The organism is Ktedonobacterales bacterium (assembly GCA_036557285.1).
In the GTDB taxonomy this organism is placed as follows: Bacteria; Chloroflexota; Ktedonobacteria; order Ktedonobacterales; family DATBGS01; genus DATBHW01.
Window position 1 is genome coordinate 1 of the sequence record DATBHW010000056.1, and the last position, 17,383, is coordinate 17,383.

13 protein-coding genes are annotated in these 17,383 nt (G+C 58.7%); 7 read left to right on the forward strand and 6 right to left on the reverse strand.

The annotated features are described in order from the left end of the window. Nucleotides 1-162 precede the first annotated feature (162 nt). The 3 genes from VH599_17055 to VH599_17065 all read left to right on the forward strand — a co-directional run bounded on the left by VH599_17055 (nucleotide 163) and on the right by VH599_17065 (nucleotide 1,838). Entirely contained in the window at nucleotides 163-357 is a 195-nt protein-coding gene (locus VH599_17055) for a hypothetical protein (GenBank protein ID HEY7350030.1), read from the forward strand. A gap of 105 nt (nucleotides 358-462) precedes the next feature. Next, on the forward strand, nucleotides 463-1,053 hold the full coding sequence (locus VH599_17060) for an RNA polymerase sigma factor (GenBank protein HEY7350031.1): 591 nt from the start codon (nucleotides 463-465) through the stop codon (nucleotides 1,051-1,053). 86 nt (nucleotides 1,054-1,139) lie between these two features. Next, nucleotides 1,140-1,838: a metalloregulator ArsR/SmtB family transcription factor gene (locus VH599_17065; GenBank protein HEY7350032.1), complete on the forward strand. Its 699-nt coding sequence runs from the start codon at nucleotides 1,140-1,142 to the stop codon at nucleotides 1,836-1,838. Nucleotides 1,839-1,901: 63 nt separating this feature from the next. Here VH599_17065 and VH599_17070 read toward each other — a convergent pair whose 3' ends face one another. Continuing rightward, nucleotides 1,902-3,449, reverse strand: coding sequence for an aminotransferase class V-fold PLP-dependent enzyme (locus VH599_17070; GenBank protein HEY7350033.1), 1,548 nt, complete (start codon nucleotides 3,447-3,449; stop codon nucleotides 1,902-1,904). A 746-nt stretch (nucleotides 3,450-4,195) separates the two neighbouring features. Beyond that, on the reverse strand, nucleotides 4,196-6,967 hold the full coding sequence (locus tag VH599_17075; protein HEY7350034.1) for a LuxR C-terminal-related transcriptional regulator: 2,772 nt from the start codon (nucleotides 6,965-6,967) through the stop codon (nucleotides 4,196-4,198). A gap of 528 nt (nucleotides 6,968-7,495) precedes the next feature. Here VH599_17075 and VH599_17080 point away from each other — a divergent pair. Together VH599_17080 and VH599_17085 are read left to right on the forward strand one after the other, a co-directional pair. After that, complete coding sequence (locus tag VH599_17080) at nucleotides 7,496-8,812, forward strand: MFS transporter (protein HEY7350035.1); 1,317 nt, start codon at nucleotides 7,496-7,498, stop codon at nucleotides 8,810-8,812. 191 nt (nucleotides 8,813-9,003) lie between these two features. Beyond that, nucleotides 9,004-10,311 (forward strand): glycosyltransferase, encoded by a 1,308-nt coding sequence (locus VH599_17085; protein ID HEY7350036.1) that lies wholly within the window; start codon nucleotides 9,004-9,006, stop codon nucleotides 10,309-10,311. A 96-nt stretch (nucleotides 10,312-10,407) separates the two neighbouring features. Here the strand turns inward: VH599_17085 and VH599_17090 are convergent, their stop codons facing one another. The 4 genes from VH599_17090 to VH599_17105 form a co-directional block, all read right to left on the reverse strand. Further along, on the reverse strand, nucleotides 10,408-11,412 hold the full coding sequence (locus VH599_17090; protein ID HEY7350037.1) for an NAD(P)-dependent alcohol dehydrogenase: 1,005 nt from the start codon (nucleotides 11,410-11,412) through the stop codon (nucleotides 10,408-10,410). 41 nt (nucleotides 11,413-11,453) lie between these two features. Beyond that, nucleotides 11,454-12,434 carry an NAD(P)-dependent alcohol dehydrogenase gene (locus VH599_17095; protein HEY7350038.1) on the reverse strand — a complete coding sequence of 327 codons (981 nt, stop codon included), beginning with the start codon at nucleotides 12,432-12,434 and terminating at the stop codon, nucleotides 11,454-11,456. A gap of 49 nt (nucleotides 12,435-12,483) precedes the next feature. Continuing rightward, nucleotides 12,484-12,756, reverse strand: coding sequence for a hypothetical protein (locus tag VH599_17100; protein ID HEY7350039.1), 273 nt, complete (start codon nucleotides 12,754-12,756; stop codon nucleotides 12,484-12,486). Nucleotides 12,757-12,971: 215 nt separating this feature from the next. Continuing rightward, on the reverse strand, nucleotides 12,972-15,620 hold the full coding sequence (locus tag VH599_17105; protein ID HEY7350040.1) for a LuxR C-terminal-related transcriptional regulator: 2,649 nt from the start codon (nucleotides 15,618-15,620) through the stop codon (nucleotides 12,972-12,974). Between VH599_17105 and VH599_17110 the strand changes: the two genes are divergently transcribed. Further along, entirely contained in the window at nucleotides 15,598-15,885 is a 288-nt protein-coding gene (locus VH599_17110; protein ID HEY7350041.1) for a hypothetical protein, read from the forward strand. The genes VH599_17105 and VH599_17110 overlap by 23 nt on opposite strands. A gap of 160 nt (nucleotides 15,886-16,045) precedes the next feature. Beyond that, on the forward strand, nucleotides 16,046-17,365 hold the full coding sequence (locus tag VH599_17115; GenBank protein ID HEY7350042.1) for a P-loop NTPase: 1,320 nt from the start codon (nucleotides 16,046-16,048) through the stop codon (nucleotides 17,363-17,365). The last annotated feature ends 18 nt before the right edge of the window (nucleotides 17,366-17,383 follow it).

A 17,383-nucleotide genomic window follows, 5' to 3' on the forward strand; every position in this document is an offset into this window, starting at 1 on the left:
GGACGACCTGCACGAGACCCAAGCCAGCCGCTGCTTGACGCTTCAGGCAAACCCTGAGCGTATCTGTGGCCTCACCGCCTTCCATTGGTGGCCGCAACTCGCATGATAGCACTGCTATTTAACAGGATTTGGTATAAGACCGACGTGGCAAGGCAAGCATTCATGAGGCGTATATTACAATACATCAGCGGCTTTGCAAGAGGCTATGGTCGTCATAACCACGCTGCTTGTTCCTTTTGGGGGATTTCGGATATTTTCGGGCGCGTGCGGCTCTATACCGTGGGGTTTGCGATCTTTACCGTCGGCAGCACGCTGGATGGTTCCTGGTGTGCCTCTGCCACTGCACTCTCTTACTAGACTGTGAACTAGCTCACATTCCTCCGTATTGGCGCCTTTTCTCTGTAATGGTTTCACCCTGGCAGCGATGTACTGAGTAGCACATCCTGACTACAGAGGTGTCTGATGCAACCGAGTCCTTCCAGTTCGCACATGGATAGTCCAGCCGCCCTCTACCAGGAGTACGCGCCACTTCTGTTCGCGTACCTGCGTCGGCAGACGGCTTCGCTGGAAGAGGCGGAAGACCTGCTGGTGGAGGTCTTTCTGGCCGCGTTGGAACGCAACCAGCTTCTTGCCGTGCCCGAAGGGGAGCGGCGGCGCTGGCTGTTTGGCGTAGCGCAGCACAAGCTGGTGGACTCGTATCGGCGCTCGGCGCGCCTGCGGATCGTCCCGCTGGACGCGCTCCCCAAGACCTTGGAGGAAGACGCGACACAGACTCCCGAACAGGTCGTGCTGCGCCAGGAGGCGCAGATAGAACTGCGCGCAGCGATCCGGCGCTTGCCGCCGCCGCAGCAGCAGGTGCTGTACCTGCGCTTTGCGCATGGACTCGGCGCTGCCGAGATCGCTGCTGTCCTGGGCAAAGGCGAGGGGGCCGTGCGCATCTTGATCTGGCGCACACTCAAGCTCTTGCGCACCTATTTCGCGGCAGCCCTCCTGCCAGTGAGGATGGAGGACATACTGGCTGTCTTGCTGGTCAACCTGCGACTGGACAAATAAGTGAAGATGTTGTAACATATCATGAGAAGCTGATGTATCTAATGTATCATTACAACCAAATGTATTTCACCCTCCAGGAGATGATGATGAGTGAAAGTGATCAACTGGTCATCCTTGCTCAAGCACTGGCTGACCCGGTGCGGCTTGGGATACTTCAACACTTAATGGCAGGCCCCGCAACCGTGTCGGAATTGCAGTCCCTCACTGGCGTCTCTCAATCAAACGTCTCCAACCATCTGGCTTTGCTGCGCGAACGTGATCTGGTGCGAGCGGCACGAGAGGGGCGGCACATTATCTATGCCCTGCGCGATGCATCGGTGGGCCACCTGGTTGAGTCCCTCACGGTAGTGGCGGGGATGGTCCCGGTCAGGCTCTGGAAATCACCACAGCTCGTTGCTGCCCGTACCTGCTACGATCATCTTGCAGGCCGCTATAGTGTGGCTCTTTTTGATGCCCTGCTGGCTCTGGAGGCCATCAAGGAACCAGGAGCCATGCATGCTGAGGTGGAGCTTGGGGCCAGGGGGGAGGAGGTGTTTGGCAAGCTTGGACTCAATCTAAGCGCCGTGCGACGAGAACGGCGTCGCTTTGCGTTCGCCTGCCCCGACTGGACCGAGCGGCGCCCCCACCTGGGAGGCAGCCTTGGGGCAGCACTGTGGGCCACCTGTGTCGAGCATGGCTGGGTAGTCAAGCAGCAGGGGACACGTGCTATCGTTGTCACCGATCTGGGCAAGCAGCAGTTCTGGGAACAATTGGGTGTCCAGATGCCATTGCCAGAGGGAGCGTGACTGATTCATTTCCCCAGAAATGACCGGGATGAAGAAGGCAACTCGCCTGCTTTACCTCCTTCTTCACTCCATGCTATCAATGAAGGTCCGGGCGCCCTGTAGAAACCGATAGGCATCACTAAACGTCGTTGCCAGTCCAACAGAAGCGCGCAGGGCGCCTGTCTTTTGCCCATCAATCACCAGGAGAAATTGCTCATACGTCATCCGCTCTTTCTCCCCGAAACAGTTCGCCAGACGCTCTTTCGTAAAGTCCAGGGCAACCTCTCGGACTCCCGGATTGCAGAAGCATCCGCTGCGTAAGGAGATAGAAAGGTGATTGGTCTTTGCTTGTGCCTGATAGCAATCGAGAAGTTTTCCCTCTGGGTTCAAGAAATTGAAGGCAATCGTCCCGCCACGCCGGTCTGTTGTGAGGGGGCCATAGATTTGCACCACTGGTTTGCCATTGCTGTGACGCAGCGCGGTCAACTGCTCCAGCAGCCATCCGGTCAGGCACAACACACGCTCGTGAATCATTTCGATGCCAATGCTCGCAATATAGTTCAGCCCGATTTCTACCGCAGGGATGTTGAGGTAATTGACTGTGCCGTCTTCAAAGCCTGCCGCGCCCGGTGTCAGATAAAATCCAGCGCCGGTCTCTTCGGCGGCAATAACCGATGACAAGGTAATTGTGCCTCCAGCGTACCAGGGGCGTTGCAGTTTTGCCAACGCTTGTTTGCGCGCTAGCAGGCATCCGATGCCAGTCGGGTACCCGAAAATTTTGTAGAAGGAGAGGGGCACAAAATCGGGATGCCATTGACCCAGGTCCAGGCGATTGGTCGGGACAAAGGCAGCACAATCCACCAGTACATCCCATCCTTGTTCATGCGCCAGTTCGATCCATTCCAGGGGATGTTGCACGCCGCTGACGTTGGATTGGGCCGGGTAGGCGAAGAGGTTCGCATGTTTTCGTCGCGCCTGATGGAGTTGTTGCAGTAGATGCGCTTCGTCCACCCGCAAATCCGGCGGGGTAATCGGCACATAGGAGAACAGCGCGCCTTTCGCACGGGCAAACTCACGAATGCCGTTCACCGAGTTGTGATTATCAAAGGTCAGCAGGTACTGGCCGCTGGGGCCAAAAGGGTAGGCTTCACCGACGAGCTTGAGCGCCCCACTGGCATTGGAAGTAAAGATCACCTCATATTCCCTGGGATCAGCGTTGAAATACTCGAGGACGTAGCTGCGCGTGTGTTCCACCAGGTCTGTCATAGCCTGAGAGGCTGGGTTCGTAGAATGGGGATTGCCAAACACCTGACTGGTCAACAGGGCCATATGCGCACGCAGTTGGGATTCTGCGTACAGCCCACCGCCCGTGTAATCCAGATACACCTGCCCTTGCTGATCCAGGCGGTTGTACTCCCGCGCGCGCAGTTCGTCCAGATACCCGGTGGAAGCATACGTGGGATACCGCTGCTGAAAAGCCGCCAGCGCCTCCTCTATGGAAGGGAGAGGGCTGATCTGAGGTACGAGCGTGGATTCCCGGAGGGGCCTTCCACACTCGCCACCAAAAGGCGCATTGGCTGGTAATGGCTCACAACAAGAGGAGCAGTCACCAGGCGCAGAAGCCCAGGCCATAGGAGCGTCCTCCTTTTCCGCAAAGGGGCAGCATGCCCCAAAACACAACTGGGCACAGGCGGGTATGAACCATGATGGACAAAGTGGTCTATAGCTCCTCTACTCTTCACACCATCCGCGCAGCGTACTCAAATTCAGTAGATCCCCTCCACAGCCCGGGCATATCGGCTCGATGGCAGCTATGAGCCACCCCCCTTCGCCTAGCTTTCTCGTGACCCTCCAGAGTTCGTGGGCCTCGGCGCACCGATGCACCATAAGGAAGCTGCACTGGCAAAATGCTGTCGTGCAGAAGCCCATCTCCCAGGTTCTGGCCTTTTGTTGAGTGTCTTGCTGGAATGTGTCCATGATTCCTCTTTGCTGTTTATCAATCATTCTTCCCCCGCCCTCCCCTGGATGCGGACAGCGCCGCCGTGTGGTCTGCCAGAGCCGAGCCAGAGAGGCCCTACCACCTTTTGGTGAGTGAAACACGACCAGGTGCTACGCACCTGGGTACTGTACAAGCATCAGTCTAAAGGTTCAGCGCCAAGCGCGCATCGGGGGAATCTCCCAATTGGCAAGCCAGGCGTAAATTAGGAGGAAACCCCTATGCGCGCTTGATGGCCTGCACCATTCCATGCCGCCTGGAGCTTGGCAGCAAGGCGCTTCCGGCACGAAGGCTTGTGCCAGGGCTATTGGAGGAGCAGAGGAGGAGCCGTAGAGTGATCTCAAGGCACAGCAGAGTGCTGGAGAGGTGGGAGAAAGTCCTGCTATGCCAGCCCATGCCGGATGGCATAGGCGACGGCAGCGGCCCGGTTTTCGCAGCCAATCTTCTGGAAGATGCTGGTCAGGTGGTTGATGATGGTTTTCTCGCTCAGACCCAGGGTGTCAGCAATGGCGCGATTGCTCTGCCCCCCGGTGAGCAGTCGGAGAACCTGGGCCTGACGGGTGCTGAGTCCGGCTGGCAGAGTCACTCGTTTCCGTGAAGCAGGCAGAGCATTCGGCAGGGTTTCCTGGGTGCTGATCTGTGCTTGATCGGCGGCCCTGGACGATGGAGTGGGTTCAGTGAGCGCGACCTGAAGCGCCTGCTTTAAGGTCATCGTCTGTCCCTGTGCCCACAACTGCGCAAACAGCATCTCCCCACCCTGAGATGACGCTGCATTGCTCATCGGCGTCTCCAGGAGAGCGCGCAGGTCGTCCAGGTGTTGCTCACAAGCCGCCCGTTCGGCGGGCGCGAGTTGAAGACTGCGGCTGAGCCGGGGCAGGGCGGCAGCGAAGAGGACCGTCGCGTGCTGTAAGGCGCCTTCGGTGTGAGCGACGGAGGCGAGACCCAGCAAGCAGTGACCGGCTGGTTCGCTGGCTGCGATGCTCGCGGCCAGGCGCAGCCCGTCACGGTAGGTCGCTTTTGCCTGTTCCACCTGGCCCTGTGCCTGGGCTACCTGCCCCTGGATGGACAACAGGCGACCCGTCGCATAGCGATCCCCTGCCTGGTGCGCCAGTAACAGGGCTTCTACACACAGGGCATCGGCGCGCGCGTAGTCACCAGCCAGGCGGGCGAGGGTGGCTAAGCCTGCCAGCGACCAGTAGACGGCCCCGGCATAGCCGATGTGCCGGGCCAGCGTCAGGTTCTCCTCCAGCAAGGCATGCGCCTGGCCCAGTTCTCCGCGCGCGAAAGCAAGCGCGGCCAGGTGACGCCGGGTGCGCGTGCCAAAACCTGGGTGATGGTCAAACGCCTGTACCAGGTGTCGGGCCTGCTCCCAGTGGGCGATGGCGCGCGCCTCGTCGCCCTGTTTCTCTGCGAGGAGGGCGAGCAGGCTCTCGTGAAAGGCGACAAACCCCGGCTCGCCCAGAGCCTCACTCAGGGCCAGCCCCCGCTCGGCCAGGCGCTCGACTGCCGGGTAATCGGCGCGATAGAGCTGCACCTGGGCCGCCCAGCCCAGCGTCAGGGCCAGCCCCTCCTGATCGCCCAGCCGCGCCGAGAGCGCGCAGCTCTCCTCCAGCCAGGCCAGGCCCTCGGCTTGTTGGTGGTGCAGATACGCGGTCAAAAACCCCAGCCCGCACAGCGCCCGCGCCCGTGCCACGGTGAGCGCTTCCGCGCCGGGAAGGTCGAGCGCCTGCTGGAGCCAGGAAAGCGCCTCGAAGCGGGCGCCCTGGATGGTCCAGTACCGCCACAGCGCCCCAGCCAGGCGCAGCAGCGCCTGGGTCTCGCCGCGGTCGCGCAGCCAGGTCAGGGCCGCTCGCAGATTCGCTTGCTCCTGCTCCAGGCACATGTACGGAGGCGCTGGCTGGCCGCGCATCTCCTGGTAGGCCGCCTGCTCTGCGAGTGCCAGGTAATAGGCCGCATGGGCCTTCTGGCTGGTTTCGTGTTCCCTCTGGGCCACCAGGGCTTCCAGGCCATAGGCGCGCATGGTCTCCAGCATTCCGAAACGAGGCTCCCCGCCCTCGTGCGCGACAGGCACGAGCAAACTCTTATCTACGAGCGCCGTCACGTCATCCAACAGTGGCTCCTGGTAGCCCATGATGGGCACGGCGACCATTTCCAGTGCTTCGAGTGTGCAGCCACCGACGAAGACCGAGAGCAAGCGGAAGAGCCGTTGTTCTTGAGAAGAGAGCAGGTCGTAGCTCCATGCCAGTGTGTTGGACAGGGTTTGCTGGCGAGCAGGGAGGGTAGGTGAGCCACCTGTGAGCAGGGTCAGGCGCTCGTTGAGCCGGGCGAGCAACGCTTGCGGAGGCAGAACCTTGATCCGAGCCGCCGCCAGTTCCAGGGCAAGCGGTAAACCATCCAACTGAGTACAAATGTTTGCCACGACCTGCGCGTTGGTTGGCGTGAGCTGGAAGGTGGGGACGACGGCCTGGGCGCGCTCCAGGAAGAGTGCAACCGCCGGGTTCTGCGCAAGATCTTCTGGCGTAGCGCAGTAGCCAGGATCGGGCAGCGGAAGCGGCGCCACCGGGAACTGGTGTTCTGCGCGCAGGTGTAAGGCGGCGCGGCTGGTCACCAGCAGGGTGAGCGTCGGACAGGCGATGAGCAGATCCTCCAGGAGCGGCGCGGCCTGGAGGATCTGTTCAAAATTGTCCAGGACGAGCAGGGCGTGCCGGTCGTGGAGCGCCTCCTGTACCTGCTCCAGGAGGGAGAGTCCGCGACGCTCATGGACCTGCAAGGCGTTGGCAAGCGTTGGCGCCACCAGACCTGGCTCGCTGATGCTTGCCAGTGACACAAAGCTCACCCCGTCGCGGAAGGCCGTATGTAGGCGGCGGGCCACCTGCGCGGCCAGGCGGGTTTTGCCCACGCCTCCTGGTCCCACCAGTGTCACCAATCGCACGGTGGGACGGCGCAGCAGCGTTAAAAGCTGGTCCACATCGCGCTCACGACCGATCAAAGAGGTCAGTTCGGCAGGCAGGTGATGCTGGACAGCAGCTCTGAAACCGCTGACGGAACTGGACAGGATAGGAGGCCGGTTCGGTGTCAGGTGGTCGGTATGCTTGAAACGTTGTTCCGGCAAGCGCCGCCTCCGGGTAGCGCGGGTGTCGTGAGACTGGTGCAAAGAAGACTCCTCCCTATCGGCAGCTCCGCTCGCTGGTTGGTGTCGTGTGGCGATGCTGGGCGAACCAGGCAGATCAGCGTGTTAGATGATTGGCTCGTTATCATCAGTATACCTGAAGCGCTCACATCCGACATGGGTAAAATACGCCATCTTGGCCCTGGCGACGACCAGATGGGGCATCTGGTCGCCTAAGAGGCTAGACTGCGTGCGCGCTGGACCAGGAGAAGCTGAAAGAGGCGAGGACAGCGGCCTTTCGGCATTTATGGAAGGCGCCGTCTCATCTTCAGCGCCTCACTGCCTACCCTTGGTGGAGCAAAGGGACGACATCTATCCCCTCATCTTCATTGTGAAAGAGTATCACCTGCTTAGAAAACCCCTTTAATTCTGATACCAAGTCGAGATTGACGTTAACGTAAATGTCTGATATACTTAGAGATAAAGCTAACGATTTATGAGGTTTTTATGTTCGCTCGATTAGTTCGAAATCAAGCACGACGCCCACTGAAGATGCGCACTGGGGGATTAGTAATGGCACGGGCTTTCAGGGCACTGCGCCATTATAATTTCCGGTTGTTCTGGTTTGGTCAACTTATTTCGTTGATTGGCACCTGGATGCAATCCATCGGCCAGGTCTGGCTTGTTCTGGAACTCTCGCATAACAATGCGTTGCTACTTGGTCTGGTAGGCGCACTTCAGTTCCTTCCCGTGCTAATTTTGTCGCTCCTGGGGGGCGTTATCGCTGACCGCTGGCCTAAACGACGATTATTGCTCATCACCCAGAGCAGTGCTATGCTCCTGGCCTTCCTCCTGTATGCGCTCACTGTGACTCATATCGTGCAGATCTGGCAAATCCTGGTATTGGCTACCCTCCTGGGGACGATAAATGCCCTCGATATGCCAACCCGCCAGGCGTTTGTCGTAGAAATGGTCGGGCGCGAAGATGTCTTGAACGCCGTAGCACTCAACTCCTCCCTGTTTAATACCGCCCGCATAATCGGTCCAGGCATCGGAGGAATATTGATCGGCTGGTTGGGTGTCGCCCCGCTCTTTTTGCTCAACGGGATCAGCTTTATCGCCGTAATTATTGGTTTGGCGCTCATGCGCATTGACAAATTACTGTCGGTAGCCCATTCCAATAAGGGAGGTGGCTGGAAATCATCCTTTATTCAGTTGAGAGAGGGTCTGGAGTATATACGGCAGACCCCTATAATGCTCACCATCGTCCTCCTGATAGCTGCCGTAGGGACTTTTGCGCTGAACTTTAATATTATTCTCCCTTTGTTTGCTGCTGACGTGTTGAAAGTGGGAGCGTCCGGCTACGGAGCAATGTCTGCCATCACCGGGCTTGGCTCTTTGATAGCTGCCCTGGTCATTGCAGCTATTGGGCGCAAGCCACGCATGAGCGTCTTGCTTATCAGTGGAGCAGCGTTGGCCGCCTGCGAGGTAGGATTTGCATTGTCGCGTTTCTATCCACTTTCGCTCCTTCTGCTGGCAGCCATCGGGTTTGCCACCATCTCATTCTCTGCAACCGCCAATACCGCGTTGCAAACCGGCAGCCCTGATCACCTTCGTGGACGGATTATGGGCATGTATGTAGTCGTTTTTGCGGGTACAACGCCCATTGGCAACCTGTTTTCTGGAGGGCTGGCTAGTTGGTGGGGGCCTCCGTTCTCGTTGATCGTAGGCGCCACTGTCGCTGCGTTGGTAGTGGTTTTAAGCCTGCCGAAGCGTACAGCGGCCATCACTCCACCTCCAGATGGGATACCACCGGAGATGCTGCTAGATAAATCCGCCGCACCGATCCCGCCAGCGCCGGACCAGGCAAGCGTATCCAGCGCGAGATGAATGCTCGCGGAGCCGGGGGGATGCTCTCCCTTCAGTACATCAAGCTTGCGTAAGAAGCACTACTTCCTTACAATACCCACAAGGTCCGCATTTTAAGGGCTGGGCACTACACGAGAGGTCCATGAAAGCTGAGCCAACCGGAAATAGGTTATCTCATGCACCAATCATTCTAACGTGAGGAATTCTTTGTTATGGCGCGTATCATGCTTTCGACCTTTGGGTCATCGGGCGATCTGAATCCGTTTTTGGCGCTAGGGCTGCGGCTGCACGAGCGCGGACATGAGGTCCGATTCGCGATGCAGGAGCACTTTCGCGCGACGGTGGAATCGCTCGGCTTCCCAGTTGATGTCCTCAGCGGCAATGTGGTTGCCAACCTGGCACCCGCTGCTCGCCAGATGCTGGGCAAAAGCAACCCAATCAGATCGATCTCGCTGCTGGTGCAGCAAGGCATTCTGCCGACGCTTTCGGCCAATGTGGAGGAATTGCGCCAGGCGTGTGGCAATGCCGATCTGCTGGTCGCTTCTTCCGCGCAGCTGGCCGCGTCGTTTGTAGCCGACCTCACTGGCATACCCTGGGTAACAGCGGCGCTAACGCCTGTGACCCTGCCTTCCGCGCACATCATCACGCAGCCGCCGCCATTCACCTTACCGGGGCCAGTGCAGCGCGCCAGCAATCGCTTCTCCTGGGGGCTGGGCGGGCTAATCCTGGGGCGCATCGCGGATCGTCCTATCAATCGCCTGCGGGCGGGCTATGGTCTGCCGCCGCGCCGGGAACTGCTCTGGCTAGGCAATGCGTCGGAGCAGTTGGTATGCCTTGCCTGTTCTTCCGTGTTTCAGCCACGCCCACCTGATTGGCCTGCCTACGTGCAGGTGACAGGGTTCTGCTTCTGGGATACACCCTCCACCTGGCAAGCGCCTCCCGAACTCGAAGCCTATCTCGGCGAGGGACGCCCGCTGGTGGCCGTGACAGCGGGATCGATTGGGCCAGAGATGCGCCGGGCGTTTGCGCCCTACTTCCAGACCAGCATCGCGGCCATCCGCCAGGCAGGAGCACGTGCCCTGGTGATTGGAATGGCTGCTGATGATCTGGGTCAGCCAGAAGATAGGGAGGTGCTGGCGCTGCCCTTTGCGCCCTATTCGGCAATTTTCCCCCACTGCGCGGCGATCATCCAGCATGGCGGCATCGGTACCATCGCCCAGGCATTGCGCTTCGGAGTGCCCGCGCTGGTCGTTCCTTGGGGCTTCGATCAATTGTACTCGGCTAGCCAGGTGGCGCGCCTGGGTGCAGGCGCATACCTCCCCTGGAGCCGCTTCACTGTTGATCGGGCTGCTCGCATCCTCAACCAGTTCCTGCACACCTCCCGCTACCTCCAGGCAGCCCGGCATCTGCGTGACCAGATCGCCCAGGAGGACGGAGCGGCGGCTCTGTGCGCGGCGATTGAACAGCAGTTGGCCGCTCCTCAGATGTCTACGATCATCAGTGAGCGCCAGCAACCATAACAATCCGATCCCTTTTCGAGGAGGAGTCCGCCCTATATGGGCATTCGGTTGTCTGAAGTACCTCGGCGTGTCAGACGTCTCAGGGGCCGTGCTTTGTTAGGTTTTATTATCCTGTGTCACCGTGATGACGACATGGCCCTTTTTCTGTCCGGTTTCGACATATCGGTGGGCCTGGGCTGTTTGTTCTAACGGATAACATCGATCGATGACCGCGTGTATCTTTCCCGCTTCAATTAGCTCTGTGAGGAACTTTGAGTCTTCAGCGTATTCGCTCCCTGTCCTTGCTGCCCAGGGGATAACCTGCTTGTTGCTTCTCCGCGACGTCCATTGCCCTCGAACCCGGTGTGACAGCGGAGGGTTCCCTAGCAGATAGCGCCCATTCGGCGTGAGCAACCTGAAACTCCGGGAAAACGAACTCTTGCCTATCACGTCAAAAATCACATCATAGGTCTCACCCCTTTTCGTGAAATCCTCTTGCGTGTAATCAATGACGTGGTCTGCTCCAAGCGAGCGCAGCAGGTCTAACTTCCCGGCGCTATCCACCCCCGTCACCTCCGCCCCAAAGTACTTGGCAAGCTGTATCGCAAACGTCCCGATACTTCCTCCTGCACCGTTAATCAACACCTTTTCTCCGCTCTGCACCTGGCCTCTTCTCAGAAAATGCACGGCTTCCAGTCCACCTACAGGAAGTGTGGCAGCTTCCTCATAGGTCATGTTGGCTGGTTTGATTGCCATCACCCCCTTTTCAGGCAGACATTTGTACTCAGCATAACCACCCAATCCGATACCAGTCCAGGCAAAAACCTGGTCCCCTTTGCTAAAGCGTTGTACATCTTTGCCGACGGCTTCAATTTCACCAGCTATCTCCTGTCCCAGGATAAAGGGCCTTGGTCTTAGGCGTCTTAGGAGACCCACACCGATGAATATAGGAAGCCGATACGCGAGAGGGAGTTGTAAACTGCGCAGCTGACAGTCCCCTGCTGTGACGGTCGTCGCATAGATTCTGATCAGAACCTCATGATCCGAAAGCGCAGGTTTTGCTAGCTCTTGGAGCTGAAGCACTTCCGGTGGTCCGAATTTGGTCCATACCATCGCTTTCATGAGACCCCTCCAAGATGACATTGATCCGGGCTGTGTCTGGGCTAGCTGTTCTGATCCATTGTGATGACGACTTTTCCTCTGGCGTGCCCCTCTTCAAGATACCGGATAGCCTCCGCCGTCTCGTGTAACGGGTAACATCTATCAATTACAGGTACGACTTTTCCGGCTTCAAGTAGCTCTTTCAGAAACACCAAATCCTTCTGGGTTGGGTGCGCCAGCATGAACCCCAGTTTCTGTCTCCCCTTCCTTGACAGCACTGGCCCCAGGAGCAGGGTCTGGAGTAAAGCCTGGATTAAATGCTCCTTAGAGGCTCCGACCATAGCATAAATTCCCTTGGGGCGTAATGCACGCCGATACGCGAAAATGGAATGATAGCCGTTCACGGCCAGTACCAGATCATAGCGCTGCCCATTCTTGGTGAAATCCGCTTGCGTGTAATCAATGACATGATCTGCACCAAGCGAACGGACCAGGTCCACATTGTGTGTGCTGCACACAGCCGTGACTTCTACTCCGAATGCTTTGGCAAGCTGCACGGCAAAGGTTCCTACACCCCCGCCGGCGCCATGAATCAAAACCTGTTGGCCGGGCTGAACCTGTCCAGTATCTCGCAGACTCTGAAGCGCGGTGAGGGCTGCTACCGGGACGGCAGCGGCTGCCTCGAAAGTCAGCGCGGTTGGTTTCACTATTACGGCGTCTTCACGCGCACACGCATATTCGGCAAACGCGCCCAACCCCCTCCCAAAGACTTCATCACCGACCTGAAACTGTGTGACAGCCCCGCCGACCGCCTCCACTCGTCCCGCCAGGTCAACGCCGAGTCGCTGATCTTTTGGTTTGAGCAGCCCATTGCTCGTGCGGACCAGGAAAGGTTTCCCTCTCAGGCTATGCCCGTCAAGTGCATTGACGGAGGCCGCAGATACTTTTATCAGGACTTGATGATCTTTAGGGAGTGGTTTTTCTACCTCTTTGAGTTGAAGGGTGTCCGGTGTCCCGTAGCGGGTGAGTAGTATGGCTTTCATGCGTTTCCTCCACGTTTGCTTTGCTTCATCTTAAGGAGCTTGCCTGGATTTACTGTGTAACCTCTGACGCATCTGCCTGGCCGGGTGTAAGACAAATAACCGAGAGCAATGGCAGTCCGACATCCCGCACTTTTCTGAGCACCCCATACAAGGCGGCCTGATCAACCACCGGGCCGGTTAACAGCGTCTCGCCGTTGTCGAGAGCCGTGATGGTCAGTCCCCCAAACCAGTCTGACCAGTGATGGCCCAGATGGCCCTTGATCCTGATCTGATAGATCATTGGCTGACCCGGATCAATTTCCGCGTTCATGTCGTTGGTCATGATCCCGTCCCCCTTGTGGTCAGTCAGAACCATCGGTGCCGCGTGCTTGACCTATCAAGAGCATAACTCCATACCCCCTTCACAACGAGACACGAAAGTGTTGTTTGGAGTGTTGTTTTGGGGGCGCTGAGAGGATAGAAGGTTAAAACGTTTGGGTGCTGGAGAGCTGGCGGACAGTTCTTGAGACGGTGGTTGCGGACCAGTTGATGGTTCAGCTACAACAGATCCAACTCGCGGGCACGCGCGACTGCTTCGGTGCGCCGCTGGACCTGCAACTTACCAAAGATTTTCCGATTGTGCCCTTTCACGGTGTCCAGAGCCAGGAACAGCCGCTCGCTAATCTCATCATTGGAAAGTCCCTGCGCAATCAGGCGAAGCACCTCTAACTCGCGTCGGCTCAGTGGCTCGATCAAGGGCTGGGCAGGAGATCGCGGCGATGGGTTTGCGCTCTTCTGTGCCTCAACTTTACATACAGCCAGCAACTTCCCAATATAGTCTGGCATCCTCCCAAGAGCGGCTGCTTTGGACAAGAGCTGAGCCATTGGCCTCCCTTCGTCAACAAAGAGCCGGATGAAACTCTCCGGCTCAGCCAGCGCCAGCGCGTCCAGGAGGAGCTGCACCGCCTGGTCCCGTTCCCCCTGCGCCTGGAGAGCAACCGCCTGGAGCACCAGCACCTTGAGCCGTTCATCCGCCCACCCCCTGGCCTCCACCTGCTCTCGCCAGGGTGCGAGCACCGCCAGTGCTGCCGATGGATCTCCCTGCGCCAGGTACACACGAGCCTGGCTGACAGGGAGTTTGTGCGTCTCTGCCAGATGCGCGGCTGCCGCCAACTGGCCCTGGCGCAGCAACGGCAGCACCTGTGCGGCAGCCACTTCCGGGATGCGATGCACAAAGTTGTGCTGGCGCGCGGACTGGCTGGCCTGAGCTAAAAGCGTGGCCGCGCCGTCCACGTCGCCCTGCGCCAGTTTCAGGCGAGCCAGCAAGACCTCACAGAGAATGAATCGGTCAATCACACTCTCGTATTGCCGCGCCAGGTGGAGGCTCTGTCGCCCATGCTGCTCGGCAGCCTCCAGGTCGTTCCATTCGTAGCGGATGCGGGCCAGACCCAGATGTGCTTCGTAGATAATCTGAAGGGGTTGATCACCTGTCAGTTCCAGGACGCGCTGGTAGGTCTGGGCTGCCAGATGAAGCTGGTTATCTGCCTCCTGGATATTGCCCAGGCCGATGGTCGCCAAGAGGATGAAGAAGATATTCCCGGATGCCTGGCTGAGCGCAATGGCTTCGGTATAGGCCCGGCGGGCGGCAGTTCGATCTCCCTGGAGTTGGTAGGCAAACCCCAGCGTCCAGTAAGCGTTAGCACGGAGAGACAGGTTGGCAGGATGCAGATACTCCAGGGCGCGGCGCGACTGGGCCAGCATGGTTTCTACCTGATACCGAGTGAGCGCCAACGTCGCTCTGGCGGTGGCAATTTGCCCGACCAGGTTTCGGGTCTCGTCATCCCCCTCGGCGCCTTGCAGGGCGACTTCAGCCGCGCGCAGTTTCTCCTCCACGCCAGTCGTTTGACCATTCACCAGCAACAACGAGGCATACCTCACCCACAAGGAGGGCCTGGCATTCAGCACGGCCTTTGGCAGCGACGCCAGCCAGTCCAGGAGAGCCGCTGCCGCGCCACGGAGATGCATAGGAATCTTCTTGCCTTCCATCAGGCGCTCGGCGCGCTCTACATCATGAGCGGCAGCAGCGTGGTGAAACGCTTCTATTTCCAGGCCATTGTCTTCATACCACTGGCTGGCACGTCGGTGTAATTCGTCTATGCTCCTGCTTTCATCCTTTGGAGACGAGGCGATGCTCTGGCGCAGCCGCTGCCGCAGCAACTCCGCAAAGAGATGGTGGTAGCGGTACCACCGCCGCTCGTTGTCCAGGGGGACGAGAAACAGATTGGCATGTTCGAGATAATCCAGGGTGGCTTGCCCGGAAGCCGAGGAGGTGCACAGCACGGCATCACACAGGGGACCGCACAGGCGGTCGAGGATGGAGGTGCGCAGCAAGAACGCCTGGACGCTTGCGGGTTGCTGCTGCAAGACTTCTTCCGCCAGATAGTCCATCACGAACTGGTGGCTGCCGGTGAACGCGGTGATGAAGTCGGCGGCATCTTGATGTCCTTGCATGGAAATCGCAGCTAATTGCAGCCCGGCAATCCAGCCTTCGGTGCGGGTGGCAAGCAGCCCGATGTCTTGGGCTGAGAGGTTGAGGCCCATCACCTGGGTGAGAAATCCGGCGGCTTCAGAGGGGGTAAACCGCAAGTCGGCAGCGCGCAGTTCGGTCAAGTGGCTCCGGGCGCGCAGCCGGGCCAATGGCAGTTGGGGATCCTCACGGGTGGCAATGACCAGGTGCATCTGGGGTGGCAGATGCTCCAGCAGAAAGGTCAGGGCCTGGTCCACCGGTTGGGCATCCAGCACGTGGTAATCGTCCAGGACGAGGACGAACGGATCCGAGAGGGTGGTCAGGTCATTGAGCAGGGCCGTCAGAATTGATTCGATAGGCGGTGGCTGAGGGGAGTGGAGTACCCCCAACACGCTTTCTCCAATAGTCCTCTTAATCGCCTGTAAAGCAGCGACCAGGTACATCAGAAAGCGCGCGGGGTCGTGATCCCCTGCCTCTAGCGACAGCCAGGCTGCCGGTCGGTGGCAACTGGCGAGCCATTCACTGATCAGTGTAGTTTTCCCAAAGCCAGCCGGGGCCGAGATGAGGGTCAGTTTGCGGTGCAGCCCCTCGTTCAGCCGCTCGATCAGGCGGGGACGGCTGACCAGTTTAGATCGAGGCGGGGGGATATACAGTTTCGTGGCTAAAATCGGCGTAGACATACCACCACACCAGGCGTGCGCTGCGCCACAAGGCGTCATTCTCATCGGCCAGTATACCAGAGATCTGCACAAAAGACCAGTGGTGCGCCTTTGCGGTTCCACCAATTATCGGGGGTCACTGGTAGCGCCGCCTTCCAGGCGGCCAACGCTGCGCCCTGGCGAGCGTTCGCCCTGGGGGCCAGCGGACCAGCAGGCCAACGCTGGCCGCCAAGATGGCGGCGCTACCAGTAACACGCCTCGCTTGCCAACACCTCAGATTTGGTAGAACCCCGCGCGGCAGCCCTCTTTCTATTTTTCCGGCTCTATGTTAGTATGGGAGCAGGAATGGTAGAGGTAAGGAGGGGGGAGCATGGAGCGAGACGCAGGAAATAGCGTATATAGCTGTGGCGTTGGGGCTTTCAGTATTGCAGGGAAGGGTTGAGGCGATGGCAACAAGACCATGCGTACTTGTGTATACCAGGGAGCATAAGGAGATTGCGCCGGTTCTGTGGCGTGAGGGTCTGGATGTTGAAGTCGTGACTTCACAAGCAGAGCTTGAGAATGCGGCGGTGCGCAAGCGTTTCAAGCTGCTCCTGGTTGATTCGCTGATCAGTCCACCGGCCTCGCAGATTCGGGTATTACTGGACCAGAGACAATCACCTGGGCCAACAGAGCAAGGGAATACTTCTGAGGCTCCATCACCAGCGGCGGCAATTCCGGCGCTGATTATTATGCCGCCAGCAGACTCGTATTCTCTGGTGCAGGAGCAGATGCTGAAAGGGATTGTGGAGCTAGACGAACTGCTGTTCCGGCCCTATCGTATGGACGAACTGGTCTTGCGCGTGAAGGCTCTGCTGATTCGCAGTGGGGTAGACCTGACCGATTTGACACGCCTGGCCCCGCTGAAGCCCGACCGACCACAGGGGCGGGTGATCGCGGTTTTTTCGGCCAAAGGCGGAGCCGGAAAAACGGTGCTGGCCTGTAATCTGGCGGTGGCTCTGAAACGGCAGATGGGGCCTGGCGAACTGCTGTATCTGGTGGATGGCAACCTTCAGTTTGGGGATGTGCGTGTGGTGATGGATGTGCGCTCGCCGCAGAACGTGTTTGAGACCGGCGCCTACGAAAAGGGTATGTTGGATGGCGATGTCGTCAAGCAGATAACGTATGTCCATCCTTCGGGAGTCTCTATCTTATTATCGCCTACGTATTCGGATACAGCCGAGCGGGTCACACCCAATTCGCTTCAGCAGCTTTTCACGATTATTCGCGGGCTGGCCTCGCTGGTGGTGGTGGATTTGCCTACCTCCTATGAGGATAGGACGCTGACGATACTGGAACTGGCCGATGAGATTCTTCTGGTGGTCACGCCAGAGATGTCGGTGGTGGCGAACACGACCAGATTTCTGGAGGTGGCCGCGCAGTTGGAACTGGATGAGAAGGTACACATTGTTATCAACCGTTCAACCAGCCCATCAGGGATGACGCCCGCGCAGGTCAGGCAGGTCTTCGGCCAGCGTGTGCTTGGGGAGATCGTGAGCGATGAGCGCATGGTGATGCGCGCCGTCAATACCGGCCATCCTTTTACGATCAGCCAACCCAGGAGCCAGGCCGCGCAAGATGTGGCCCAACTGGCTCAAGGTCTCTGGCAAAGGCACCAGATCGAGCAGACATCCGCCCATAAAGCCATCAAGCTGACCGGCAAGACGGCCACGAGGCCGCTGAAGGGTCGGCGATTTGGCTTATTCAAGCCCACCACCAATACCTGACCTCCCCATGCTTCCCGA

What these genes read in the sequence shown, in the direction of transcription:
- VH599_17070 (HEY7350033.1), bottom strand. Translation starts at nt 3,449, where the DNA reads ATGGCCTGGGCTTCTGCGCCTGGTGACTGCTCCTCTTGTTGTGAGCCA.
- VH599_17065 (HEY7350032.1), top strand. Translation starts at nt 1,140, where the DNA reads ATGAGTGAAAGTGATCAACTGGTCATCCTTGCTCAAGCACTGGCTGAC.
- VH599_17105 (HEY7350040.1), bottom strand. Translation starts at nt 15,620, where the DNA reads ATGTCTACGCCGATTTTAGCCACGAAACTGTATATCCCCCCGCCTCGA.
- VH599_17115 (HEY7350042.1), top strand. Translation starts at nt 16,046, where the DNA reads ATGGCAACAAGACCATGCGTACTTGTGTATACCAGGGAGCATAAGGAG.
- VH599_17060 (HEY7350031.1), top strand. Translation starts at nt 463, where the DNA reads ATGCAACCGAGTCCTTCCAGTTCGCACATGGATAGTCCAGCCGCCCTC.
- VH599_17090 (HEY7350037.1), bottom strand. Translation starts at nt 11,412, where the DNA reads ATGAAAGCGATGGTATGGACCAAATTCGGACCACCGGAAGTGCTTCAG.
- VH599_17100 (HEY7350039.1), bottom strand. Translation starts at nt 12,756, where the DNA reads ATGACCAACGACATGAACGCGGAAATTGATCCGGGTCAGCCAATGATC.
- VH599_17095 (HEY7350038.1), bottom strand. Translation starts at nt 12,434, where the DNA reads ATGAAAGCCATACTACTCACCCGCTACGGGACACCGGACACCCTTCAA.
- VH599_17085 (HEY7350036.1), top strand. Translation starts at nt 9,004, where the DNA reads ATGGCGCGTATCATGCTTTCGACCTTTGGGTCATCGGGCGATCTGAAT.
- VH599_17055 (HEY7350030.1), top strand. Translation starts at nt 163, where the DNA reads ATGAGGCGTATATTACAATACATCAGCGGCTTTGCAAGAGGCTATGGT.
- VH599_17080 (HEY7350035.1), top strand. Translation starts at nt 7,496, where the DNA reads ATGGCACGGGCTTTCAGGGCACTGCGCCATTATAATTTCCGGTTGTTC.